We start from the raw sequence: 21,398 nt of genomic DNA on the forward strand, positions 1-21,398 counted from the left end.
GAGGCGTCAGCCCGGACGGCGCCACTCGAGGCGTTCTCCAGTGGAGAGCGACCCGGAGAGGGCGGTCGGGGAAATGTGGGAAAACTGGCTCACGGTCGAGAACGGAGTGACCTGGAATCCGGTCTGCGTCTGGCCCGTCATCCAGAGTTGGTCGAAGGCGTCGACCGACCACTGGCCCCGGATGGCGAACGGCCCGCGAAACGACGTGCCCTGGACGCTGAACGTTCCGTTGGGGAAGAACTGCGCCGTGGCCTGGGCCGTCATGCCGTTCAGGTACGTCACCTGCTGCGACCACATCCCCGGGAGCACCTCGCCGAGCGGCATCGCCGGTGCCGTAGCGGGCTCCCTCGGCTCGGAGCGAGGAGTCCACGGCGGCTCGTCGCCGCCCGGGTCGAGGCCGAACTCCGGACGCACCAGGTCGAGCACGTCGTCGATGTCGCGGTCGAACTTCCGGTTGCTCAGCTCGACGTACTGCTTCCCGGCCAGGCGGTCCAACCCGTCGGGGAGGACGTCGCGGCCGGGCATCCGAGCGCCATCGACCAGGACCGGGACGAGCAGGATCCCGCGCCCGAGCGCGATCTCTAGCTCCTGACGCAGGACGTCGCCGGGGTCCGCGAGACGAGCCGCGTTCTCGCTGGAGAGCCAGTGCCGGCCGATGACGGCGAGCAGGACGTCCGCTTGGTAGAGGCGCTCGCGGATCTTGTGGAACCACTCGTCGCCGCCCCGGATGCCCCCTTTCGTGTCGAGGAAGACGGCCTCCGGGTCGAGCTCGTCGCACAGCCGCTCGTGGAGCCGGTGGACGACGCTCTCGCTGTCGTCGCGGCGGTAGCTGATGAAGACGTTCATCCGGCGGCCGGGCATCGGGTCCGGCCGAAACTACGGCGCCGGGGCGGTCCCCCGCCCCGGCGCCCCAGCGCGGGATCCGCGGCGGGCACGGACTAGACGCCGGCGGGCTGGGCTGCCGTCGCGGCGCCGTCCCCCGCCGAGGCCGCGTTGTCCGGGCGGGGCGTGTAGGGCTCCCCCTCCTCGGGGAACTGCTTGATGTAGGCCTCCTGGACCGGATGGCCCGTCCCCTCTGCGATGGGCGACGACTCGTGGATGTAGAAGTCCTCGTTCGGCAGCGTGTCGACCCAGGCGAGGGCGGCCTCGGCCGCGCGCCGCATCGACTCGTCCGAGTTGGTCGAGAGCTCGCGGACGTTGGCCACGATCCGCTCGTGGGCGAGGTGCATGAAGTGGAGGCCGGCGAGCTTGTCGCGGTCCCACTTCGGCCCCTTCGCGCCCCGGGCGAGCTGCTGGTCGAGCTTCGACAACACGCACGACCACGCGAACATCAGGACCGCGTTGTCGGCCAGCCGCGCCTGGACCACCTGGGCCGTCACGATCTTCTCCTCCATCCGCTTCGAGGCCAGCTTGAACTCGCGCGTGTGCGTTTGGACGTGGCTTGCCAGCCGCTCGGCGAACGACCGCAGCGACGGGTGGACGCGCGTGACCTCGGGCGCCGCGACCTTCTTGCCCAGGAAGATCTCGGTCGCCAGCGGCAACCCGGCCTTGACCGTCGCCGGCTTGAAAGCGCCGCCCAAGATGCGGGCGGTGTTCTCGCCGACCGTCTCGTCGTCCGACCACTGGACCGTGTTGAGCACGCCCAGCATGTACTCGGCGAGCTGCTTGCCGCCGTAGGCGAAGATGAACGACTGCATCACCTCGTTCGAGCCCTCGACGATCCGGTGGATCCGGTTGTCGCGCCACAACCGCTCGAACTCGTTCTCGGTCACGTAGCCCTCGCCGCCCATGACCTGCATGGCCGAGTCGATCACGTTCCAGCCCTCCTCGGAGCAGAAGTACTTGCAGGCGGCCGTCTCGACCATGATGTCGCGGTCGTGCCGGTCGAGCATCCCGCAGACGGCGTAGAGCATCGCGTCCATCGCGAAGCAGAAGGCGTGCATCTCGGCGACCCGCTTCTGGACCAGCTCGAAGTCGGCGAGCGGGCGCTGGAACTGGTACCGCGTGGCGACCCACTTCGTCGCCTGCTCGGCGGCCCGCTTGGCCGCGCCGGTCACGCCCGCGCTCAGCGTGCACCGCCCGTAGTTGAGGCACGTCAGGGCCACCTTGAGCCCCTGGCCCTCGCGGTGCAGCAGGTTCTCACGCGGCACCCGGACGTTCTCGAACCGGATCCGCGCCTGCCACGTCCCCCGGATCCCGGCCTTCGCCCGGTTCTTCTGGAAGAACGTGACGCCCTCCATGTCCGGCGTCACGATCAACGCCGAGACGCCCTTCTTGACCTTGCCCGTCTTCGGGTCCGTCACCTGCTGGTTGGCCATCACCGTGAGCAGGCCCGAGATGGCGCCCGAGGTGATCCACTTTTTCTCCCCCTTGAGGATGTAGACCTGGTCCTCCTCATTCCACTCGCACGACGTCTCCTGGCCGGCCGCGTCCGAGCCGACCTGGGGCTCCGAGAGGCAGAAGCCCGACAGCTTCTCGCGCGCCACCATCGGGAGGAACCGGTCCTTCTGGTCGTCCGTGCCGAACAGCATCAGCGCCTTGCACCCGATCGACTGGTGGGCCGAGACCATGACGGCCGTCGACCCGCACCGCCGGCCGATGGCCTCGAGCACGCGGTTGTAGCTGGCGACGCTGAGCCCGAGCCCGCCGTACGCCTCCGGGACCGTCATCCCCATCACGCCCATGTCGAACAGGCGCTGGACCACGTAGTCGGGGATCACCTGCTCCTGGTCGATCATCACGCGCGGGTGCTCGGTGTCGAGGTAGGCCTCGAGCTCGGCGACGAGCGCGTCGGTCTTGGCCGTCTCCTCGGGCGAGACCTCGGGGTACGGGAACACGAGCTCCTCGCGGACCCGGCCCCAGAACAGGTTCTTGATGAACCCCATCTCGTCGGGCTCGGGGCCGAGCATGGTCTCGGCCTCGCGGATCATCTGCTGGTCGCGGGCGGAGACGCCCTTCATGGAGGAGAGAACGGACATGGGGATGCGTGGAGGAAGAAAGGGGGGCGGCGAAGACGGAGGGCTGTCGGAGGTCACCGCGAGCGGTGCCGACGTCGGAAGCGCTTTTCTGAGGCGTTCAAGGTAGGCCGTGGCCGGGCGGAGCCGGTTGCCCCACGTGCGAAGGCGGGGCGAGTTTCCGAGATGCCCGACTCCAACGCGCTCGCCCCCTTTTCCGTTCGCCTGGCCGACGCCATCGCCGCCACGGGCGCGCCGCTGTGCGTCGGGCTCGACCCGGACCCGGACCGGATGCCCCCCTCTCTCTCCGGGCCCGAGGGGGTCATCGAGTTTTGTGTTGCAATAGCGGAGTCCACGAGCCCGATGGCCGCGGCCTTCAAGCCCAACCTCGCCTTCTTCGAGGCGCTCCCCGACGGCTGGGCTCTCTTGGAGGTCGTCTGCGAGGCCGTCCGCGAGACGGGCCGTCTGTTGGTCTTGGACGGCAAGCGCGGCGACATCGGCAACACGGGCCGGCGCTACGCCGCCGCCCTCTACGACCGGCTCGGCGGCGACGCGGCGACCGTCGCCCCCTACATGGGGGCCGACAGCATCGCGCCGTTCGTCGAGCACGCCGGGCGCTGCGCGTTCGTCCTGGTGGCTACGTCGAACCCCGGCGCGGCCGACCTCCAGCACCTCGACGTGGACGGCCGCCCGCTCTACCGTCGCGTCGCCGACCTGGCGGCCGAGGTCGGCGCGGAACGCGCGGGCGACGTCGGGTTCGTCGTCGGGGCGACGCGGCCGGCGCTGCTGGAGGACTTGCGGGAGGCGCACCCCGACGTCCCGTTCCTGGTCCCCGGCGTCGGCGCCCAGGGCGGGTCCGTGGGCGAGGTGCTGGCGGCGAACGCGGGCGGGCCGCTGCTCGTCAACGCGAGCCGGTCGATCCTCTACGCTTCGGCCGGGCCCGACTACGCCCGCGCGGCGGGCGAGGCGGCCGAGCGGCTGGCGGAGACGCTGCGCCGGTAGCCGGTTCCACCGAGAGCGCTACGTTGCCCCGGTTCCGCCGCACACGCCATGTTCGTCCGGGTCGCGCTCGCTCTCGCCGCCGTGACGTTCGTCACGGGCTCGCTCGTCGCCGCCGTGCTCGGCGCGGCCGGAGGGCCGGTGTTCGGCAGCCTCTACCGGATGCACACGTACCACGTGCAGCACCCGTTCGCGTTTCTCGCGCTCGCCTCGGTCGTGTTCGGGGTCGTCGGCGCGGGCTGGGTCCGGGCCTTCGGGCGGTCCGTCGGGGTGCGGAGGTGGGCGTCGGCGGTGGGGGCCATCGCGCTCACCGTCGTGGTGGCGAGCGTGCCCGGCGGCGTGCTCTGGGTCGCCTACGACATGGCGGCGGGGTTCGTCCCGGACGGGCCGGCGTTCTGGTCCCAGATCGGCTGGGGCGCCGCGACGGGCCTCCAGGTCGGCTGGCTGGTCGCGCTCACGTCGGTGCCCTTCAACGTGCTCGGGGTCGCGTACGGGCTGTTCGCGCTGGACCGCGCGAGCGGGACCGTGGCCCGACGGGCGGTCGCGGACGGGCCGGCGGCCGGCGGCCTGTAACCTTTGGATAGGGGCCTGCGTCGTCGCGGTGTCCCCTCCCCGACCATGTCGCCCGACGCCCTCGTCCGCCAGCACGCCGACCTCGTTTACCGAGTGGCCCTCCGTGTGACCGGGACGACCGACGACGCGGCGGACGCGGCCCAGGACGCGCTCGTCAAGGTGTGGAAGGGGATCGGCCAGATCGACCCGTCCGGCCACCGGGCGTGGGTCTGCCGCGTGGCCCGGAACGCGGCGCTCGACCTGCTCCGGCGGCGGGCGGTCCGTCCGGCCCCGGGCCGGGCCGAGGCCGTCTCCGAGCCCGAGGCCGGCGACCTGCTCCCCGACGACCACGCCGAGGCGGCCGACTTGCGGGTCGAGCTCGCTCGGGCCGTCGGGAGCCTGGGCGAGCCGTACCGCTCGATCCTCGTGCTCCGCGACGTCGAGGGCTTGGCCTACGCCGAGATCGCCGACGCGCTCGAGCTCCCGCTCAACACGCTCAAGGTCTACCTCCACCGCGCCCGCCGCCGCTGCCGCGCGGCCCTCGCCGCCTCCGCCCCCGAGCTCGTCCCATGACCGCCTGCCTCCCCCTCGACGACTACCTCGACGGCCGGCTCTCCGAGGCCGACGCCCAAGCGTTTGAGGCCCACGCCCTCGACTGCGCCGCGTGCGACGCCGCCCTCGAATCTTCCGTCGGCGACCTCTCCGTCTTGCGCGACGTGTCCTGCCCGCCCGCCGTGGTCGAGGCCGCGCTCCGGTCCGCCCGTCGGGCCGGAGACCGCGCGCCGGCGGCCGGCCGTGGCCTCCGCCGCCGGTTCGTCTGGGCGCCGCTCGCGCTCGCCGCAGCCCTGGCCGTCGTCGTCGGGGTGAGCCTCGACCGCGAGCCGGTGCCCGTGGTGGCCGAGGCCACCGCTCCGGTCGCTCCGACCGAGTCCGCCGAGACCACCGGTGACGTTGACCGGGCCGAGACGCCGGTGCCCCCGCCCGAGGCCGATCCGGTCGCCCCGGCGCCGCGCCCGACGCCCGCGCCCCAGACTCCGCAGCCCGATCCCCGCCCGGCCGCTCCGCAAGCGCCCGCCGTCGCCCCAACCTCCGACATCGCGCAAGCCGTGCCGGACGTGCCGGACGAGGCTGAGCCGACCACCGACGAGATCGAGGCCGCGCGCCAGGATCTCGCCCTCGCCTTCCGGCTCGTCGCCGAGGCCCAGTCCCGTGCCGGCGACGCCGTCCGCGCCGAAGCCGGCCCCCTGTCCCACACGCTCGACCAAACCCTCCCCTTCTAACCATGCGTGCTCTCCTGCGGAGCGCCCTCGCGGCGCTCGTCTTTCCCATCGCCGCGTCGGCCCAGCCCATCACGGGCGCCGCGCTCGACGCGATGTTCGACTCCGAACCCCAGGTCGAGGTCAACCTCCAGGGCTCGCTCCTGCGCCTGGCCGCCGAGGCTGCGCGTGCCGACGAGCCCGAGGCCGCCGTCATGTTGGACGGGCTCCGCCGGATCACCGTCCGGATCTACCCGACGCCGCCGGACCAGCGCGGCCTGGCCGTCGAGCGGCTCGCCGAGGTCGGCCGCCAGTTCGAGGCCGACGGGTGGTTCACGCTCGTCCGCGTCCGCTCGCTGCCCAACGACGACCAGGACGACGGCGACGTCTGGGTCTACGTCCGCGACGACGGCGACTCGTTCGACGGGATGGCCGTGCTCGCGGTCGACGAGGAGGACGAGAACTCGGTGTTCGTGCTCATCGACGGGACCATCGACCCGACCCAGGTGGCCGAGCTCAGCCGCCGCTTCGCCCGCGTCGACCTCGACGGGATGGACGACGAGGACGACGATGAGTAGCCCACGCCGCGTTCGGAACGTCGGGGACGGAGGACGGGGGACGGAGGACTGCCAGATCGGACCGTCCCCGGCCCCCGGTCCTCGGTCTCGTGGCCCCAGGGCTCGGACCCCTCGGCATGGGCTGAGTCGCCGCGCGCTCGGGCTCGTCCTGGTCCTCGCCGTCGCCGGCTCGGGCTGCATCTCGACCGAGATGGGCCGGATCAAGCGGGACCTCGCTCACGACCTCGAACAGAGCGGGCAGGCCACGGTCGGCAAGGGCTTCGCGATGTCGATTGGCCGCGGGTCCATCGGGACGACGCGGTTCATGTCGCGCCTGTTCGCGCCGACGGCGAGCGAGCCGTACCGCCGGCTGGCGCGGAACGTCCGCCGCGTCCAGGTCGCCCACTACGCGCTCGACGGGGCCGTCGACGGCCGCCGGGTCTCGCGCCCGGCCTCGCTCGACCGCTACCAAGCCGACGGGTGGTATCCCATGGTGACGGTCCGCGACTCGTCGAGCGCCGTCTGGGTGTTGGTCAAGGAGCGGCCCGACGACCTCCGCCTGACCGACCTCCTCTCGGTCGTCGTGGCCGATAGCGACCTGGTGGTCACGAGGGTTTCGGGCGACCTCTCGGGGCTCGTGCTCGACGCCATCGAGTACGGGACGAACGGCGACCTCTTCGGCGGCGCGCTCGACCAGACCGGCCTGTTCGATGAGCCGGACGGGCCCGAGGCGGAGACCGACGACCCCGACGTCTCGCCATGACCGACCTCGACGCCGTGCTCGGCTCGGCCCGCACGGTCCCGGGCCTGGCGGTCGGGCTGCTCGCGGCCACGTACGCCCGTCCGCTCGCGGAGGTCTCGACGCCGCCCGAGGCGACCGCCGCACTCGCGCTCGACGGCCCGGCGCCGCTGGCGCGTGACGAGTCCGTCCGGGCGGCCGTCCGCGACCTACTCCGGCGCGACGGTTACACGCCGAGCGGCCGGGGCAAGCCGGCGTCCGAGTACCTGGTCAAGGCGGCCGAGGGCGGCCGGCTCGGGCCGATCAACGCGGCCGTCGACGCCTGCAACGCCGTCTCGCTCCACAGCGGCCTCCCGATCTCGGTCGTCGACCTCGACCGGGCGACGGAACCGCTGTCCATCGACGTCGGCGGGCCGGACGACGCAATCGTGTTCAACGCGAGCGGCCAGGAGATCCGACTCGCCGGGCTGCTCGGGCTCCGCGACGCCGACGGGTTCTGTGCGAACCCCATCCGCGACAGCCAGCGGACAAAGACACACGACGAGACGACGCGGACGCTCTCCGTCGTCTGGGCTCCGGCCGCGCTGGCGGCCCGGCTGGCGACGGCGCTCGACTGGTACGCCGATCTCGTCCGCGAGTCGGGCGCCGGTGTGACGACAGCCCACACCGGCTAATCTCCATCCGCTCAGAATCAGGCGGCAAGCAGGGCGTCCTTCGCCATCTCCAGAAACGCGACCGCTTGCTCTCGGCTCACTCCGGGGAACCCGTCGAGGAACTCATCGAGCGTGTCGCCCCCTTCGAGGTAGTCGAGAAGCGTCTGGACGGGGACGCGGGTGCCCTGGAAGACAGGCGTACCGCCCATGATCTCGGGATCGGAGTGGTAGACCTCGTCGCGCTCCATCGGTCGTCTTCGGCTGGTTCTCTCGAACGCTTCCGTTAGCACCTCGGTTCGAGACACCTCAGTTCAGCACAGCGCAGTCCAGCAGAACCAGCAAATGGCCGCTCACCCGCGCAGGGCAAACAGCACGATGGTCGAACGAAGCTACGGAAGCGACGGCGTTTGGACGAGCCGAGAACGCTCGCGCCCTGCGTCGGCGTGCAGCGGCGGGTTATACAGCCGGCGGAGTTTTGCCAATGATGCGGAGAGCATTGTCGCGACATTCCTCCCAGAGTCCCCCCGCTAAGGTCTTGTGCTCGATTAGCGCCTCCGCAACGAATGCCACTGCCTTTTCGATGTCAGGTCGCTTCAATAGTTCAGCAGTTTCTCTTTCGATCTCCTGCCGCTCCAAAATCGGAGCAATCTGAGGGCCGCTCCCGCCGAGGATGAACTCGCATATCACGTCGTGCATGATGTTCTGGTCATTCTCATTCCCTGAACGCCCCCACTCAGCGTTGTGCAGGTTGGTCGCAATGCCACCAGCAGCCAGAGTGCGGCAGAACCCTCGAACCTCAGGGTATTCAGCGTCCCGGGACTCACTAGGCAGCGAATGGTACTGCTCTAAGGTGGGAAGACGATAGCGCAATGAAGCATGAGCCAGTCGTTCCTTCTCAGCGTTCGGCACGATGCTGGCGCCATCAACGATGAGATCGTAATGGAGCGCCACCACTACATGTCCCGCTTCGTGATACGCGCTCTTTGCAACACTGTCGTCGTTCGGCATCGATGGGAGGCTGTATAACCAGAACTTAGAACGCCAGCACCGACGCGGCGGCGCTGGCGAGCCGCGCCTTCGCCGAGTAGATCTCCGACTCGATGGCCTTCGAGAACGCGATGGGAAGGTCGGCCCCGCCGATGCGGACGGGCGGCGCGTCGAGGTCCGAGAACGCGGCCTCGGCGACCTCGGCGGCGACCTCGGCGCCGAACCCGCCGGTCCGCGACGCCTCGTGGAGCACGAGGAGCCGGTGCGTTTTCTGGACCGACGCCAGCACGGCCTCGCGGTCCCACGGCACCAGCGTCCGCAGGTCGACGACCTCGACGGACGCCGACTCCGCCAGGTCGTCCGCCAGCCCAAGCGCCCACTGGACGCCGACGCCCCACGTCACGACGGTCAGGTCCGTGCCGGGGCGCGCGACCGTCGCCCGGCCGATCTCGACGCGGTGCTCGCCGGCCGGGACCGGGCCGCGGAGCGAGCGGTACAGCGCCTTGTGCTCGAACACCAACACCGGGTTGTCGTCCTCGATGGCCGACCGGACCAGCCCCTTCGCGTCGGCGGGCGTGGCCGGGACGACGACCTTGAGGCCGGGGACGTGGCAGAACCACGCCTCGGGGCTCTGGCTGTGGAACGGGCCCGCGCCGATGCCGCCGCCGAACGGGGCCCGGATCGTGACCGGGACCGGCGCCCCCCAGCGGTAGTGCGTCGTCGCGAGGTTGTTGGCGATCTGGTTGAACCCGCACGTGATAAAGTCGGCGTACTGCATCTCGACGACGGGCCGGAACCCGTCGAGCGCGAGCCCGAGCGCGCAGCCGAGCGCGCCGCTCTCGATGATGGGCGTGTTGCGGATCCGGTCGGCCCCGAACCAGTCGAGGAACCCGGCGGTCACCTTGAACACGCCGCCGTACTCGGCCACGTCCTGGCCCATGAGCACGGTCGTGTCGTCGGCCTCGAAGGCGTCGGCGAGCCCCGCCGAGAGCGCGTCGATAAAGCGGACGTCGTCCTCGACGGGTCCGGTCGAAGGCGAGGGCGCCGGGCGGGCCGGGGCGAACAGGTCGGCGTGCTCGGCCGCCTCCGTCGAGGTGACCTCGGGCTGGGTGAGGGCCCACTCGGCGACGGCCTCGACCTCGGCCTCGACCTCGGCGTCGATCCGGTCCAGCTCGGCCTTATCGACGCCGGCCTCGACCAGGCGCTGGCGGTACCGGTCGACGGGGTCCTTCGCGGTCCACTCCGCGATCAGCGCGTCGGGGACGTAGGCGGTCCCCGACGCCTCCTCGTGGCCTCGGACGCGGAAGGTCTTCATCTCGACCAGGGTCGGCCCCTCCCCCGCGCGCGCGCGGGCGGCGGCTTGTCTGATGGTTGCAATAACGGCATCAAGGTCGTTGCCGTCCACCACCACGCCCGGCATCCCGTAGCCGGCCGCGGCGTCGGCGATGTCTTGGACCGGGAGCGCGTCGGCCGTCGGCGTCGACAGGCCGTACCCGTTGTTCTCGACCACGAACACGACGGGGAGCGACCACACGGCGGCCAGGTTGAGCGCCTCGTGGAAGTCGCCCTCGCGTGTGGCCCCCTCGCCGGTGAACGCGACCGCGACCGCGTCCTCGCCCCGGAGCCGGCTCGCCAGCCCCAGCCCGTCCGCGACCGGCAGCATGGCCGCCAGGTGCGAGATCATCCCGACGATCCGGTGCTCGGGGAGGCCGACGTGGAACGTCCGGTCGCGGCCCTTGGTGAACCCGCCCTCGCGGCCCATCAGCTGGCAGAACAGCGGCCGGAGCGGGACGCCGCGCGTGGTCCACACGCCCAAGTTCCGGTGCATCGGGAGGAGCCAGTCGCGGTCTTGGAGCGCCAGCGCGCAGCCGACGGCGATGGCCTCCTGGCCGTAGCCGCTGAACCACTTCGACAGCCGGTTCTGGCGGATCAGCCGGAGCATCTTGTCCTCGACCGCGCGCGGCAACCGGAGCGCCCGGTACCGGGCGACGGGCTCGGCCTCGGAGGCGTGGCGTGGCGTGGCAGGCGACGGGGCGACGGGCATCGGTTCGGAGCGGGGCGCCGGAAGGTAGCCCGCCCGAGGCGGGGGACTCGGAGGGCCAGGGCGACCGCATGCTAGCCCCAGACCCCCCGCTTTCCGGCCGGTCGCTGGGCGGGCATCCGCCCGCCTGCTCCCAGGCTCGGAACGCTGTCCCCCTTCAAGGGGGACCGTCTGAGCGCCCGCTGAGCGAAGCGAGGGGGGCTCGGACGGGGGGTCCGGGCCGGAGATCAGTAGCATGCGGTCGCCCTGCTCGGAGGCCCCATCCGGACGTCGCGGGCCACGGAGTAGGTTAGGCGCCCCTCCCCCCGTCTGCCGATGGACGCCCCGCGCCCGTTCCCCGTCTCCCCGCCCGACTCGGCGTGGCTCCGCATGGAGGACCCGACCAACCCCATGACCATCACCGGCGTGATCGGTCTCGGGGCGGAGCTCCCGCTCGACGCGCTGCGGCGGTTCGTGAGCGAGCGGCTGGTCCGGTTCGACCGGTTCCGGATGCGGATCGAGGGCGTCGGGTCGTCGCGGCCCCGGTGGGTGGCCGACGAGCGGTTCGACCTGGGCCACCACGTGACGGAAGCGAGCCTGCCGGCGCCGGGCGGGAAAGAAGGCCTCGAAGCGCTCGTGAGCGAGCTCATGAGCACGCCGCTCTCGTTCGCCCACTCGCCCTGGACGTTCCACCTGGTCCACGACGTCGACCACGGCGACGGCACCCGTGGGAGTGCCGTCGTCGTTCGGGTCCACCACGTGATCGGCGACGGGATCGCGCTGATGCACGTGCTGATCCACGCCGTCGATGAGTACGCCGACTCGGAGGGGTCGACGGACACGGCGTCACCCGCTGCCGAGACGCGGCCCTCGTCCCCCAAGCAGGCGAGCCCGTGGAGGCGGGCCGGCGGCGGCGTCGCCAGCCTGGGCCACCTCCTGACGATGCGGCCGGACTCGGACACCGTGTTCAAGGGCCGCACGTCGCCCGTCAAGCGCGCCGCGTGGACGGGACCGATCCCGCTCGACACCGTCCGCGCCATCGGCGAGGCGATGGGCGCCAAGATCAACGACGTGCTCATGTCGTCGGCCGCCGGCGCGATCCGGCGGTACCTGCTGGCGCTGGGTGAGCCGGTCGAGGGCGTGACGGTCCGGATGGCGACGCCGTTCAACGTCCGGCCGCTGGCGCGGGCCCACGAGCTGGGCAACTCGTTCGGGCTCGTGTTCGTGGCCCTCCCCGTGGGCGAGGCGACCGCGGACGCGCGGCTCCGGGTCACGAAGGAGCGGATGGACGCGGTGAAGCAGACGGAGGAGCCGGCCGTCGTCTACGCCATCTTGCAGACGATCGGGCGGGCGCCGATGTGGGCCCACCGCTTCGTCGTCGACCTGTTCCAGCAGAAAGCGTCGGGCGTGCTGACGAACGTGCCCGGCCCCCAGGAGCCGCTCCACATCGAGGGCGCCCCGATCACGACGCTGATGTTCTGGGTGCCCCAGGCCGGCGACATCGGGCTCGGCATCAGCATCCTGAGCCTGGACGGGACCGTCCGCGTCGGCATCACGTCGGACGCGGCGCTCGTCGAGGACCCGGCCGTGCTGGCGCAGGCGTTCGAGGAGGAGTTCGCGGCGCTGCGGGAGGCGTTCGGCGGGCCGCCGGCCGGTGCCTCGGCCTAGAGCTTGTCATGGACTCAGAACGCCCAGGGCCGCCAACTGACGCAGCAGCAGCGCGACGAACGCCAAGAAGTGGAGGCTCGCCAGCGTCTCCGGCAGCCGCTCGTAGTCCCGAGCGAGCCGCCGGAACCGCGCCAGCCACCCGAACGAACGCTCGACGACCCACCGGCGCGGTAGCAGTACGAACCCCCGCTTCGCCTCGGTGTGCTTGACGACCTCCAGCCGGATCTTGTGCGCGGCCCCCGCCGCTCGCGCCGGCGCCCCGGTGTAGCCCTGGTCCACGAACGCGACCTCGACCCGCTCGCCGCACACCGCCTGGACCCGCTCACAGAGCGCGCCGACCTGGTCGCGGTCGCCCTCGTTGGCCGGCGTCACTACGACCGCGAGCAGGTTGCCGAGCGTGTCGACGGCGGCGTGGACCTTCGAGCCCTTCCGCCGCTTGGCCCCGTCGTACCCGGCGCGCGCGCCGCTCGTGGGCGTCGATTGGAGCGTCCGGCTGTCGAGGATGGCCGCCGACGGGTCGGCGTGGCGGCCGTCGAGCCACCGGACGATGGCGCGGAGGTCGTGGGCCATGGCCTCGAAGACGCCCGCCGCGGTCCAGCGCTCGGCCTGCTGCTGGACGGCCTGCCAGGGCGGGAAGTCGCCCGGGAGGTAGCGCCAGGGCGCGCCGGTGCGGGTGACGTAGCGGAGGCCGTCGAAGACGGCGCGGAGGTCGTGCTTGCGCTGGGGGGCGTCCTCGCGGACGAGGGCGAGGTACCCGACGCAGAAGGCCCACTCGTCGTCGGAGACGTCGGAGGGGTAGGAGTAGGGCTGCGGCATCGCCGAAGCTCACCCCGCCACCGAGTCCATGACAAGCTCTAGAGTGGCGTCAGGTGGCCCGTGGGCCGCCCCCCCGTCCGTCCGCCCCTCGCAGAGCCTGTCCTGAGCGTAGTCGAAGGGCTCGGCGGGCGGCCGGACGGTCCCCCTTCGAGGGGGACAGCTCCCCGACCTGGGAGCGCAGCGACCGGAAGGGGAGCGGGGGGTGCGTCCCACGACCAAAGGGCCCGGATGCAGGTCCGTTACGGCTTGGCTTCGCAAGCTCAGGATGACAAGAGGGATACGGGTCTACCGGATTAGACGTCACTCTGCCGCGTAGTCGGTCTCCTCGCCCACCGTCCCGTCCGTTTTGTAGACGACGAGCCGGCTCGGGGCGTGGGCCCGCGCCGTCTGGCGGGCGTCGGCGAGCGCCTCTTTCTTGGTCGGGTGGACCGCCGTCGCGCGCTCAGAGCCGACGCGCTGGACAGCCCACCCGCGCTCGTGCGTCGCGACGTGGTACACCGTCGGCTCGGCCACCGGCGCGGCGGGCGTCCCGCTGGCGGCCGGGCGGGCGGGCGTCTCGTCCAGCATCTCGGCGACGCGGGCCTGGAGGGCGTCGACCTGTCGGCGCAGCGCCAGCACCTCGTCGCGGCCGGGCACGCCGAGCCGGCCGAGGGCCCCCTCGACCAGTCCCTCGACCCCGTCGGCGACCGTGTCGAGAGCACCGGTCGCGGCGCCCTTCGCGGTCCCGGCCAGCGCCGACGCGGCGGCCTCGACCTGGTCGGCGGCCGTCCGCGCCGCGCCCGTGCCCGTGTCGACGACCGTGGTCCCGAGCGCGACGAGCGCGTCGAACGAGTCGGTCCCCGTCTTGCGGGCCTGCGCGAGCGCGCCGACCCCGGCGGCCCACACCTCGCCGACGGGCCGTGGAAGCGCCCCCGTGCGGAGCGACTTCGGCACCTTCGTAGAGGGGGTCTTGGGAGACGACTTCGAGCCGGACGTCTTTTTCTTGGCCATGGGAGCAGCGGGGGTGGAGGCGCTGCTACCCCGGGTGCCCCCCCGCACGTTCCGAGCGGTCGGGGAAACGTGCCCGCGCCGAGCCGAGTAGGACCCCGCCCCTCTCCCCTCTCCGATGGCCCGCTCGACGTCCACCACCCGCTCCCTCCTCGAAGTCGTCCTCGGCTTCCTCGGCGCCCTCCTCATCGTCCCGCTCCTGTTCAAGACGGTGACGACCGTGCTCAAAGGCGTCTTCCGCTTGGGCACCACGCGGCGGCTCATCGGCGACGTGGTGATCACGGGCGTGACGGCGTTGCTCACCCGGGAGGACGTGCTCGACGCGCTGTTCGGCAGGAAGGGCCGCACGGGCGACGGCCTGCTCAAGCCGCCGGTGGACTAGCTCGGAATGCCGGTAGGAAACCCACGTTGCGGGGTGCCGGCCCGGGTGCCACGAGACCGAGGACCGGGGACGGGCACGTACGGCGGTCTTCCGTCCCCCGTCCTCAGTCCCTGCCCCCCGAAGGGATAGGATAGGGCGCAACGTGGGCCAGGTACGGAGTGCTCGCCCCTCAAGCCCTTCCAAGGACCCGTGTCTCGTACCCGGTACCTCGTACCGATCCGACTATCGCGAGGCCCGGAGGCCGACCCGGCGCGCCGCTAGCTTGCGGGCGGACCCCTCCCCCGCCCCATGGCCACCCGCTCCCGCGTCGGCGTTCTCACGCATGGCTCGCTCGCCCAGGGCGTCGAGATGAAGCTGTCGCCGGCGCGGTCGGTCGAGACCGTCAAGGCGGGGACGTTCGTCGTGGTCGAGGGCGAGACGTACGACTTCTTCTCGCTCATCACCGACTTGCGGATCGACGCGGCGAACGAGGGGATCCTGCTCCGCCCGCCGGGCGACGACGAGGACCTCTTGCGGCGCGTGCTCCAGGGCTCGGGCACATACGCGACCGTCTCGCTCCGGCCCCAGCTCATGGTGCCCCAGGGCATCGGAGACGACGACCCGCTCCCGGTCAAGACGATCCCCGCCCACTTCTCGGCCGTCGGCGAGGCTACCGACGACGACGTGGCGCGGGTATTCGGGAGCGAGGCGGCGGGCGGCGGCGACCGTTTTTTCTGGGTCGGCACGCCCATCGGGATGGACTCGCCGGTGTGCTTGGATCTGGCCCGGTTCGTCGAGCGCTCGAACGCCGTGTTCGGGAAGACGGGGACGGGCAAGAGCTTTTTGACGCGGCTGCTGCTGGCGGGCACCATCGCCACGAATCGGGCCGTGTCCTTGGTGTTCGACATGCACGGCGAGTACGGGTACGCCGTCCGCCAGGAGGCCGCCGACGGCCAGGGCGCGTTCGTGCCCGGCTTGAAGGACCTGTTCCCGACGCGCGTCCAGCTGTTCACGTTGGATCCGGAGTCGGCCCGGCGCCGGAACCAGTCGGCCGACGTCGAGCTCCACCTCTACGCCGACCAGGTCGAGCCCGAGGACGTGCTGCCGCTGAGGGAGACGCTCAACCTCAACGCGACGGCCACCGAGAGCACCTACAGCCTGAAAAAGAAGTACGGCCGTCGGTGGCTCACGACGCTCTTGGAAGCCGACCCGAACGAGATCGAGGAGATGGCCGAGGCGACGGGCGCCCACCCCGGCTCGCTGTCGGCGTTGCGCCGAAAGCTCGACCGGCTGGACGGCTACGCCTTTTTCCACACCGAGCCGTCGGCCGGCAAGCGCGACGCCATCGAGGAGCTGTTCGAGGCGCTCGACCGGGGCAAGTCGGTCGTGTTGCAGTTCGGCCGGTACCGCTCGCTGCTGGTCTACCTGCTGGTCGCCAACGTCATCACGCGGCGCTTGCGGGACCGCTACGAGAAGAAGATGGAGGTCTACGAGGCGTCAAAGGCCGAGGCCGACAAGCCGCGCCAGTTGTTGGTGACCATCGAGGAGGCCCACAACTTCCTCGGGCCCGAGACGGCGCGCGAGACGCCGTTCGGCAAGATCGCCCGGGAGATGCGGAAGTTCTTCGTGTCGCTGCTCATCGTGGACCAGCGGCCGAGCGGGATCGACGAGGAGGTCCTGAGCCAGATCGGGACCAAGCTCGTCGCCCAGCTCAACGACGAGAAGGACATCGCGGCGGCGCTCGTCGGCACGCCCGGCGCGACCGGGCTCCGCCAGATCCTGGCGTCTCTCGACTCGAAGCAGCAGGCGCTCCTGCTCGGCCACGCCGTCCCCATGCCCATCACGATCCGGACCCGAGACTACGGGCCGGACCTGTTCGACGACGTCAAGGCCCGCGTCGGGGGCCCGGTGGCCGAGACGGCGGGGGCGCTCCAGTCCGAGATGGGCTCGCTGTTTTAGGCGCGAGCCGGTCGACGTGAAGCACTCATGTCGACGCGGGAAGGTCGGTAAGAGTACGGCGGGTTCCATTCCACGGCGTGTTGTCTCGGTGCGTCCCGATCCGTACCCTCTCCCACCCCAGCGCGCGCGGACATCCGCTCGGCGCCCGTTCCCGAGCGCCCGCGCCGCCCAATTCCTGGTTAGGCGTCATTCTCTCGAATCATGTCCGACAGCAGCAAGATCAAAGACGCAGCAGACGCCTTGGTTGCCTTGTCCGAATCAGTGCCGGTTTACAAGGATGCAGTTCAACCGGGCGCGGTCGAGATCGGCAAAGCCCTCGGAACTATCGGCAAGGCAGTCAACGCTGCACTCGCGCCCTTGAGGCTTGTCGTTTGGGGCTATGAGCAGATCGAAGCTTATCTGACCAATCGTGTGTCGGACGAACTGGCCGACGTGCCTCCGGAGAGAATCATATCTCCCGATTTGATTATTGCGGGTCCGGCTGTGGAGGCGATGAAGTTTGCCGGACACAAAGCGGTACTGCGTGAGATGTACGCCCGCCTACTGGCTCGCGCAATGGACTCCGACACTGCCCCCAGCGCCCATCCTGCCTTCGTGGAGATAATCAAGCAGATGACCCCGGATGAAGCTAAGGCGATGCGTTTTGTCTGGAAGGAGGAGGCGGTTCCGCTGATCACGGTCAATGCAAAACACATCGAGCCTGATGCCAAAATCTCTCTGACTAGCAACGTGACCGAGCGTCTGCGAAACTTCTCACTCGTAGGCTACCTGTCCTCTTGCGAGTATCCCAAACTTGCACCGGCTTACCTAGACAACCTTGCTCGACTCAAGCTTATCGACATCAGAGATTTGACCTTTTCAGACGAGAGCAAGTACGAGCCTCTTGAAGCTCATGATGACTTGTCTGAACTGGTGGACGAGATAGAGAACACGCCGGAAAGAGAGGTTCACTTCAAGCGCCACGTCGCCTCAATCACTGAGTTGGGGCGTCAGTTCTGCTCGATCTGTATGTCGCCACCAGATATGTAGGGGCCGGGCTGTTCCTTTACACTTTGGCCCGGCCTGATGGTTTATACTCCTGAAGGTCAGTGGTCACGCCGTCAGCGTCCACGTCCGCTCGTCCGGGCATCGGCGCTACTTTCGCCTCGTTCAGCCGTCGTACCCTCAGCCCTTCGCGGTTGAGCGGCCCTCTGTTCGCGCGCGGCGAGCAAGACGGACCGGACGCGTACTTTGCCTCGCACCTTCCGCGCTCGGCATGGACTGGAAAGCCCGCATCACCATCAACCCAGCCCAGTGTGGCGGGCGGCCTTGCATCCGGGGGATGCGGATCCGAGTCCAAGACGTCCTCGATCTCTTGGCGGCCGGTCTCTCCCGCGATGAGGTGATCGCGGACCTACCAGACTTGGAGCCAGACGATGTCGAGGCTGCGCTTCGGTACGCGAGCGCGCGGCTTGACCACCCCGTCCTGCTCGCGGCGTGAGCGAGGACACGGAGGTCTGGATCGACGCGCAGCTTCCGCCCGGACTCGCACAGTGGATCGAGAGCGAGTTCGGCGTCACGGCCCGGTCCGCGTCCTGGCTCGGGCTCCGAGACGCGGCCGACGAGGAGATCTTCGCTGCGGCTCGCAGAGCCAACGCAGTTGTTCTGACGAAGGACGCCGACTTCGAGCGGTTGCTCGCCACGCACGGTCCGCCGCCGCGCGTGGTATGGCTGACGTTCGGGAACACGTCGAACGCCCACGCCCGGGACGTGCTCCGTTCGACGCTCCCGACGGCGCTCTCGCTGCTGGCTTCGGGCGAGTCCCTGGTCGAGATCACGGGCGCTTCGTAGGCGGGGCCGCGCGCGAACCCGCCGCTGCACGCCGACGCAGGAAGCCAGCGTTCTCGGCTCGTCCGGGCGTCGGCGCGACCTTCGCCTCGTTCAACCACCGTGCTGTTTGCCCTGTGCGGCTGAGCCACCCTCTGTTAGCGCGTCGGGGAAACGCTTTGCTTCGGCTCGTCGTAAATTTACAGAACCGTCCTTGACCGCCTAGCCATGACTGAGACCTCCGCCCGAGACCGCGTTCTCCGCGCTGTTCGAGAGATGCCGAGCGACACGACCTACGAGGAGGTCATGGAGCGCGTCTACATGATCCAGAAGATCGAGCGAGGGCGTCAGCAGATCGCGGACGGCCAAGGAATCCCCCACGCCGAGGCCAAACGTCAGATGAAGCGGTGGCGCGAGTAATCTGGTCGCCCCAGGCGCTGAAAGACCTCGAAGCCATCGGCGATTACCTCGCGCGTGAGGCCCCTGCCTACGCGCAGGCTTTTGTAGACGGGGCTTTCGCGGCTGTCGAGAGGTTGGAGGTGTTTCCGAACTCGGGCCGCCCCGTACCTGAGATCGACGACGCAGCGCTTCGTGAGATCATCTACCGGGGCTACCGCGTGTTCCACATCGTCAGCGTCAGCGGAGGCGAGACCGAGGTCGAAGTGCTCTCGGTGTTCCACTCGACGCGCCAGTTCGGCGGCGGCTCCGGCTTGGAACCGGGCTGATTGCGTTCAGCGCGCTAACCCGCCGCTGCACGCCGACGCAGGAAGCCAGCGTTCTCGGCTCGTCCGGGCGTCGGCGTCTCCCCAGCTTCGGGCCACCGCCCCACCATCAGCCCTGTGCGGCGGAGCGTCCATCTGTTCCGCTGCCATCCCACTCCGCAGCATCGGCGTTCCCTATGTCGGCAACCGTGTCTGCCGCGTCGAGGGCGATGCGGAACGTCGTCCCCTCGCCGGGCGCCGTCGCCTCGACCGAGATCTGGCCGCCGTGGTACGTCTCGACGATCCGCCGGGCCAGGCTCAGGCCGAGCCCCCACCCGCGCCGCTTGGTCGAGAAGCCGGGCCGGAACACGTGGCGCGCCGTCGCCCGGTCCATCCCCTTGCCCGTGTCGCGGAGCAGGACGACCACTTGGTCGCCGACGCGCCGCCCCACGAGGTCGACCCGGTGCGGGCCCGGCATCCCCTCCATCGCGTCGAGCGCGTTCTTGAGCAGGTTCTCGATGACCCACTCGAACAGCTCGACGTTGAGGCACGCCACCAGATCAGCGTCGGCGTCGACCTCGATGACGACCGGCGGGCCGCTCGTGGGGACCCGGCGGCGGATGTAGTCGGCCACGCCGTCCAGGACGGGGCGGACGGGTGTGGGGACGAGCGCCGGGCGCGAGCCGATCTTCTCGAACCGGTCGGCCACGCGGCGGAGGCGGTCCACGTCGCGCTCGAGCTCGTCGGCCACCTCCTCCGGGTCGACGGCGTCGCCCAGTCGGAGGAGCTCGACCCAGCCGATCATCGACGACAACGGCGTGCCGAGCTGGTGTGCTGCCTCCTTCGCCATGCCGACCCAGAGGTTCGACTGCTCGCTCCGGCGGACGTACGAGAACCCGAGGTAGCCGACGAGCACGAACAGGGCGACCACGGCGAGCTGGACGTAGGGGAACAGCCGGATCATCCGCGCCAGCGGGCTCTCGCCGTAGTGGACGAGCTGGCCGCCGAACCCGTCGATCCGGATCGGCGGGTGGACCCGGTCCATCTCGGCCGCGAGCGCCAGCAGGTCTGCGCCCTCGTCGACGTTGCGGGCGATGGCGGCCGACGTCATCGCCGTGTCCGTGATGACGGCCGGGATCGAGAACCGGTTGGGCTCGACGATCTCGGAGAACACGAAGTCGAGCCCGTCCGACGGCGGCCCCTCGCGCAGCGTGTCGATGGCGGCCAAGAGCGCAGCCCGGCGCTCAACGGGCAGGTCGGAGGTGGCCGTCGCGCGGGCGAGGTCGTCCCAGACCTCGGGCGCCGGGCCGACGTCGGTGGCCGAGACGCGGTACTGGAACTCGATGGCCCGGGCCCATAGCTCGACGGCCTGCTCGTCCTGGGCCTCGAGCCGGTCGGCCAGGCGCTGCGTAAACAGCAGCGACGCCAGGCCGATGGCGACGGCGGCCAGGATCAGCCCGAGCTTGATCTTGGTGCTCGTGCGGTACGCCGTCACGGCCAGGCCAGGATCAGGAACATCCCCGTCAACAGCAGAGCGATCCAGGCCACGACCGGCCCGACGGTCACCGCCGGCGCCGACGCGATGGCCTTGATGGTGCTCACCCCGTAGAACCGGCGGATGGACAGCGTCGCGTAGACGTACGAGGCGGCGAACACGGCCAGGATCACCAGGGTGTTGATCGTCCCATTGACATGCGCGAGCGTGTCGCCGGTCGCCAGCGTGACGGCGAGCTGGATCAGCCGGCGCACGGCCAACAGCAGCACGACGACGCAGAACACGTGGATCGCCAGGACGAAGTGGGCCGCGTAGCTCCGCCGCCGGAGCCCGTACAGCACGTAGAGCCCGAACCCGCCGAGCGGCATCAGCACGAACATCCACCGGACGCCCAGGCCGACCATCCCCTCAATGTAGCGGGCGACCGCCTCGGTCTTCCCCTGTGGGATCCCGCCCCGCAAGTTGTCGCGGAGCTGCGCGGCGTCCTCCTCGGCCGTCTCCGTTACCGGGACGAGCGCGTCCTTCGCCAGCTCGTAGCCCGCCGAGACCCCGACGAACAGCAGGCTGCACAGGAGGTACAGCCGGAACGGGGCCACGTGCCGAGACCGCCGCCCGGAGGCCCAGTCGACCGCGAGCGCGCCCGGCTGGCGCAGCAGCGTCCGTGCGGTCTGGAGCACGCGGCCGTCCCACGCCAGCGCGTCGCCGAGCGCGTCGGCGACGATGTGGCGGACGGGCAGGTCCGGCGGCTGGTCGCGCTGCCCGCACCCGTGGCAGTACGGCCCGACGAGCGGCGTCCCGCAGTCGAGGCACGCGGGACGCGCGCCGTTTGCGGGCGCTGGCGGGGTCTCGACGGAGGGGAGCGGGTCCACGCCCGAAGCTAGCGCCGCC

Annotated in this window: 24 protein-coding genes; 15 read left to right on the forward strand and 9 right to left on the reverse strand. The window is 70.6% G+C overall.

From position 1 onward, the window contains the following. Positions 1-6: 6 nt before the first annotated feature. On the reverse strand, positions 7-846 hold the full coding sequence (locus ACOOHE_RS09905) for a toll/interleukin-1 receptor domain-containing protein (RefSeq protein ID WP_420453921.1): 840 nt from the start codon (positions 844-846) through the stop codon (positions 7-9). A gap of 92 nt (positions 847-938) precedes the next feature. Then, positions 939-2,978, reverse strand: a complete 2,040-nt coding sequence (locus tag ACOOHE_RS09910; protein WP_420453922.1) for an acyl-CoA dehydrogenase family protein — start codon at positions 2,976-2,978, stop codon at positions 939-941. Positions 2,979-3,140: 162 nt separating this feature from the next. On the opposite strand from ACOOHE_RS09910, the gene pyrF reads away from it, so the two are divergent. The 7 genes from pyrF to ACOOHE_RS09945 all read left to right on the forward strand — a co-directional run bounded on the left by pyrF (position 3,141) and on the right by ACOOHE_RS09945 (position 7,731). After that, positions 3,141-3,956 carry an orotidine-5'-phosphate decarboxylase gene (gene pyrF, locus ACOOHE_RS09915; protein ID WP_420453923.1) on the forward strand — a complete coding sequence of 272 codons (816 nt, stop codon included), beginning with the start codon at positions 3,141-3,143 and terminating at the stop codon, positions 3,954-3,956. Between the two features lie 48 nt (positions 3,957-4,004). Then, entirely contained in the window at positions 4,005-4,526 is a 522-nt protein-coding gene (locus ACOOHE_RS09920) for a hypothetical protein (protein ID WP_420453924.1), read from the forward strand. Between the two features lie 45 nt (positions 4,527-4,571). Continuing rightward, complete coding sequence (locus ACOOHE_RS09925) at positions 4,572-5,078, forward strand: RNA polymerase sigma factor (protein WP_420453925.1); 507 nt, start codon at positions 4,572-4,574, stop codon at positions 5,076-5,078. After that, complete coding sequence (locus ACOOHE_RS09930; RefSeq protein ID WP_420453926.1) at positions 5,075-5,785, forward strand: zf-HC2 domain-containing protein; 711 nt, start codon at positions 5,075-5,077, stop codon at positions 5,783-5,785. Before ACOOHE_RS09925 ends, ACOOHE_RS09930 begins: the two co-directional genes overlap by 4 nt. A gap of 2 nt (positions 5,786-5,787) precedes the next feature. Beyond that, positions 5,788-6,339 carry a DUF4252 domain-containing protein gene (locus tag ACOOHE_RS09935; RefSeq protein ID WP_420453927.1) on the forward strand — a complete coding sequence of 184 codons (552 nt, stop codon included), beginning with the start codon at positions 5,788-5,790 and terminating at the stop codon, positions 6,337-6,339. A gap of 190 nt (positions 6,340-6,529) precedes the next feature. Next, positions 6,530-7,081 (forward strand): hypothetical protein, encoded by a 552-nt coding sequence (locus tag ACOOHE_RS09940; RefSeq protein ID WP_420453928.1) that lies wholly within the window; start codon positions 6,530-6,532, stop codon positions 7,079-7,081. Continuing rightward, positions 7,078-7,731 (forward strand): phenylalanine--tRNA ligase beta subunit-related protein, encoded by a 654-nt coding sequence (locus ACOOHE_RS09945; protein WP_420453929.1) that lies wholly within the window; start codon positions 7,078-7,080, stop codon positions 7,729-7,731. Before ACOOHE_RS09940 ends, ACOOHE_RS09945 begins: the two co-directional genes overlap by 4 nt. A 17-nt stretch (positions 7,732-7,748) precedes the next feature. Here ACOOHE_RS09945 and ACOOHE_RS09950 read toward each other — a convergent pair whose 3' ends face one another. The 3 genes from ACOOHE_RS09950 to ACOOHE_RS09960 form a co-directional block, all read right to left on the reverse strand. After that, positions 7,749-7,958, reverse strand: a complete 210-nt coding sequence (locus ACOOHE_RS09950) for a DUF433 domain-containing protein (RefSeq protein WP_420453930.1) — start codon at positions 7,956-7,958, stop codon at positions 7,749-7,751. Between the two features lie 208 nt (positions 7,959-8,166). After that, positions 8,167-8,718 carry a hypothetical protein gene (locus tag ACOOHE_RS09955; protein WP_420453931.1) on the reverse strand — a complete coding sequence of 184 codons (552 nt, stop codon included), beginning with the start codon at positions 8,716-8,718 and terminating at the stop codon, positions 8,167-8,169. Positions 8,719-8,743: 25 nt separating this feature from the next. Further along, complete coding sequence (locus ACOOHE_RS09960) at positions 8,744-10,741, reverse strand: alpha-ketoacid dehydrogenase subunit alpha/beta (RefSeq protein ID WP_420453932.1); 1,998 nt, start codon at positions 10,739-10,741, stop codon at positions 8,744-8,746. A 312-nt stretch (positions 10,742-11,053) separates the two neighbouring features. Here ACOOHE_RS09960 and ACOOHE_RS09965 point away from each other — a divergent pair, with 312 nt between their 5' ends. Then, positions 11,054-12,385 (forward strand): wax ester/triacylglycerol synthase family O-acyltransferase, encoded by a 1,332-nt coding sequence (locus tag ACOOHE_RS09965; RefSeq protein WP_420453933.1) that lies wholly within the window; start codon positions 11,054-11,056, stop codon positions 12,383-12,385. Between the two features lie 6 nt (positions 12,386-12,391). Here ACOOHE_RS09965 and ACOOHE_RS09970 read toward each other — a convergent pair whose 3' ends face one another. Together ACOOHE_RS09970 and ACOOHE_RS09975 are read right to left on the reverse strand one after the other, a co-directional pair. Beyond that, entirely contained in the window at positions 12,392-13,201 is an 810-nt protein-coding gene (locus ACOOHE_RS09970; protein ID WP_420453934.1) for an IS5 family transposase, read from the reverse strand. Between the two features lie 300 nt (positions 13,202-13,501). Beyond that, entirely contained in the window at positions 13,502-14,191 is a 690-nt protein-coding gene (locus ACOOHE_RS09975) for a phasin family protein (RefSeq protein ID WP_420453935.1), read from the reverse strand. Between the two features lie 115 nt (positions 14,192-14,306). Here ACOOHE_RS09975 and ACOOHE_RS09980 point away from each other — a divergent pair, with 115 nt between their 5' ends. The 7 genes from ACOOHE_RS09980 (at position 14,307) to ACOOHE_RS10010 (ending at position 19,039) form a co-directional block, all read left to right on the forward strand. Beyond that, a complete protein-coding gene (locus tag ACOOHE_RS09980; RefSeq protein WP_420453936.1) occupies positions 14,307-14,570 on the forward strand; it encodes a hypothetical protein in 264 nt (87 codons plus the stop codon). A 288-nt stretch (positions 14,571-14,858) separates the two neighbouring features. After that, positions 14,859-16,508: an ATP-binding protein gene (locus ACOOHE_RS09985; RefSeq protein ID WP_420453937.1), complete on the forward strand. Its 1,650-nt coding sequence runs from the start codon at positions 14,859-14,861 to the stop codon at positions 16,506-16,508. 201 nt (positions 16,509-16,709) lie between these two features. Then, positions 16,710-17,537, forward strand: coding sequence for a DUF4393 domain-containing protein (locus ACOOHE_RS09990; RefSeq protein ID WP_420453938.1), 828 nt, complete (start codon positions 16,710-16,712; stop codon positions 17,535-17,537). 226 nt (positions 17,538-17,763) lie between these two features. Then, positions 17,764-17,988: a DUF433 domain-containing protein gene (locus tag ACOOHE_RS09995; protein ID WP_420453939.1), complete on the forward strand. Its 225-nt coding sequence runs from the start codon at positions 17,764-17,766 to the stop codon at positions 17,986-17,988. Continuing rightward, positions 17,985-18,338, forward strand: a complete 354-nt coding sequence (locus ACOOHE_RS10000; protein ID WP_420453940.1) for a DUF5615 family PIN-like protein — start codon at positions 17,985-17,987, stop codon at positions 18,336-18,338. Before ACOOHE_RS09995 ends, ACOOHE_RS10000 begins: the two co-directional genes overlap by 4 nt. Before the next feature lie 204 nt (positions 18,339-18,542). After that, positions 18,543-18,734 (forward strand): hypothetical protein, encoded by a 192-nt coding sequence (locus ACOOHE_RS10005; protein WP_420453941.1) that lies wholly within the window; start codon positions 18,543-18,545, stop codon positions 18,732-18,734. After that, positions 18,722-19,039 carry a type II toxin-antitoxin system RelE/ParE family toxin gene (locus ACOOHE_RS10010; RefSeq protein WP_420453942.1) on the forward strand — a complete coding sequence of 106 codons (318 nt, stop codon included), beginning with the start codon at positions 18,722-18,724 and terminating at the stop codon, positions 19,037-19,039. The genes ACOOHE_RS10005 and ACOOHE_RS10010 overlap by 13 nt, the downstream gene beginning before the upstream one ends. 106 nt (positions 19,040-19,145) lie before the next feature. Here ACOOHE_RS10010 and ACOOHE_RS10015 read toward each other — a convergent pair whose 3' ends face one another. Together ACOOHE_RS10015 and ACOOHE_RS10020 are read right to left on the reverse strand one after the other, a co-directional pair. Further along, positions 19,146-20,510 carry a sensor histidine kinase gene (locus tag ACOOHE_RS10015; RefSeq protein ID WP_420453943.1) on the reverse strand — a complete coding sequence of 455 codons (1,365 nt, stop codon included), beginning with the start codon at positions 20,508-20,510 and terminating at the stop codon, positions 19,146-19,148. Further along, positions 20,507-21,379 (reverse strand): DUF3667 domain-containing protein, encoded by an 873-nt coding sequence (locus tag ACOOHE_RS10020; protein WP_420453944.1) that lies wholly within the window; start codon positions 21,377-21,379, stop codon positions 20,507-20,509. The genes ACOOHE_RS10015 and ACOOHE_RS10020 overlap by 4 nt, the downstream gene beginning before the upstream one ends. Between the last annotated feature and the right edge of the window lie 19 nt (positions 21,380-21,398).

It is taken from the genome of Rubrivirga sp., assembly GCF_965213695.1.
GTDB lineage: Bacteria > Bacteroidota > Rhodothermia > Rhodothermales > Rubricoccaceae > Rubrivirga.

What these genes read in the sequence shown, in the direction of transcription:
- pyrF (WP_420453923.1), top strand. Translation starts at nt 3,141, where the DNA reads ATGCCCGACTCCAACGCGCTCGCCCCCTTTTCCGTTCGCCTGGCCGAC.
- ACOOHE_RS09945 (WP_420453929.1), top strand. Translation starts at nt 7,078, where the DNA reads ATGACCGACCTCGACGCCGTGCTCGGCTCGGCCCGCACGGTCCCGGGC.
- ACOOHE_RS09960 (WP_420453932.1), bottom strand. Translation starts at nt 10,741, where the DNA reads ATGCCCGTCGCCCCGTCGCCTGCCACGCCACGCCACGCCTCCGAGGCC.
- ACOOHE_RS09940 (WP_420453928.1), top strand. Translation starts at nt 6,530, where the DNA reads ATGGGCCGGATCAAGCGGGACCTCGCTCACGACCTCGAACAGAGCGGG.
- ACOOHE_RS09965 (WP_420453933.1), top strand. Translation starts at nt 11,054, where the DNA reads ATGGACGCCCCGCGCCCGTTCCCCGTCTCCCCGCCCGACTCGGCGTGG.
- ACOOHE_RS09935 (WP_420453927.1), top strand. Translation starts at nt 5,788, where the DNA reads ATGCGTGCTCTCCTGCGGAGCGCCCTCGCGGCGCTCGTCTTTCCCATC.
- ACOOHE_RS09990 (WP_420453938.1), top strand. Translation starts at nt 16,710, where the DNA reads ATGTCCGACAGCAGCAAGATCAAAGACGCAGCAGACGCCTTGGTTGCC.
- ACOOHE_RS09980 (WP_420453936.1), top strand. Translation starts at nt 14,307, where the DNA reads ATGGCCCGCTCGACGTCCACCACCCGCTCCCTCCTCGAAGTCGTCCTC.
- ACOOHE_RS09930 (WP_420453926.1), top strand. Translation starts at nt 5,075, where the DNA reads ATGACCGCCTGCCTCCCCCTCGACGACTACCTCGACGGCCGGCTCTCC.
- ACOOHE_RS09925 (WP_420453925.1), top strand. Translation starts at nt 4,572, where the DNA reads ATGTCGCCCGACGCCCTCGTCCGCCAGCACGCCGACCTCGTTTACCGA.
- ACOOHE_RS09975 (WP_420453935.1), bottom strand. Translation starts at nt 14,191, where the DNA reads ATGGCCAAGAAAAAGACGTCCGGCTCGAAGTCGTCTCCCAAGACCCCC.
- ACOOHE_RS09955 (WP_420453931.1), bottom strand. Translation starts at nt 8,718, where the DNA reads ATGCCGAACGACGACAGTGTTGCAAAGAGCGCGTATCACGAAGCGGGA.
- ACOOHE_RS09920 (WP_420453924.1), top strand. Translation starts at nt 4,005, where the DNA reads ATGTTCGTCCGGGTCGCGCTCGCTCTCGCCGCCGTGACGTTCGTCACG.
- ACOOHE_RS09985 (WP_420453937.1), top strand. Translation starts at nt 14,859, where the DNA reads ATGGCCACCCGCTCCCGCGTCGGCGTTCTCACGCATGGCTCGCTCGCC.
- ACOOHE_RS09910 (WP_420453922.1), bottom strand. Translation starts at nt 2,978, where the DNA reads ATGTCCGTTCTCTCCTCCATGAAGGGCGTCTCCGCCCGCGACCAGCAG.
- ACOOHE_RS09970 (WP_420453934.1), bottom strand. Translation starts at nt 13,201, where the DNA reads ATGCCGCAGCCCTACTCCTACCCCTCCGACGTCTCCGACGACGAGTGG.
- ACOOHE_RS09905 (WP_420453921.1), bottom strand. Translation starts at nt 846, where the DNA reads ATGAACGTCTTCATCAGCTACCGCCGCGACGACAGCGAGAGCGTCGTC.
- ACOOHE_RS09950 (WP_420453930.1), bottom strand. Translation starts at nt 7,958, where the DNA reads ATGGAGCGCGACGAGGTCTACCACTCCGATCCCGAGATCATGGGCGGT.
- ACOOHE_RS09995 (WP_420453939.1), top strand. Translation starts at nt 17,764, where the DNA reads ATGGACTGGAAAGCCCGCATCACCATCAACCCAGCCCAGTGTGGCGGG.
- ACOOHE_RS10005 (WP_420453941.1), top strand. Translation starts at nt 18,543, where the DNA reads ATGACTGAGACCTCCGCCCGAGACCGCGTTCTCCGCGCTGTTCGAGAG.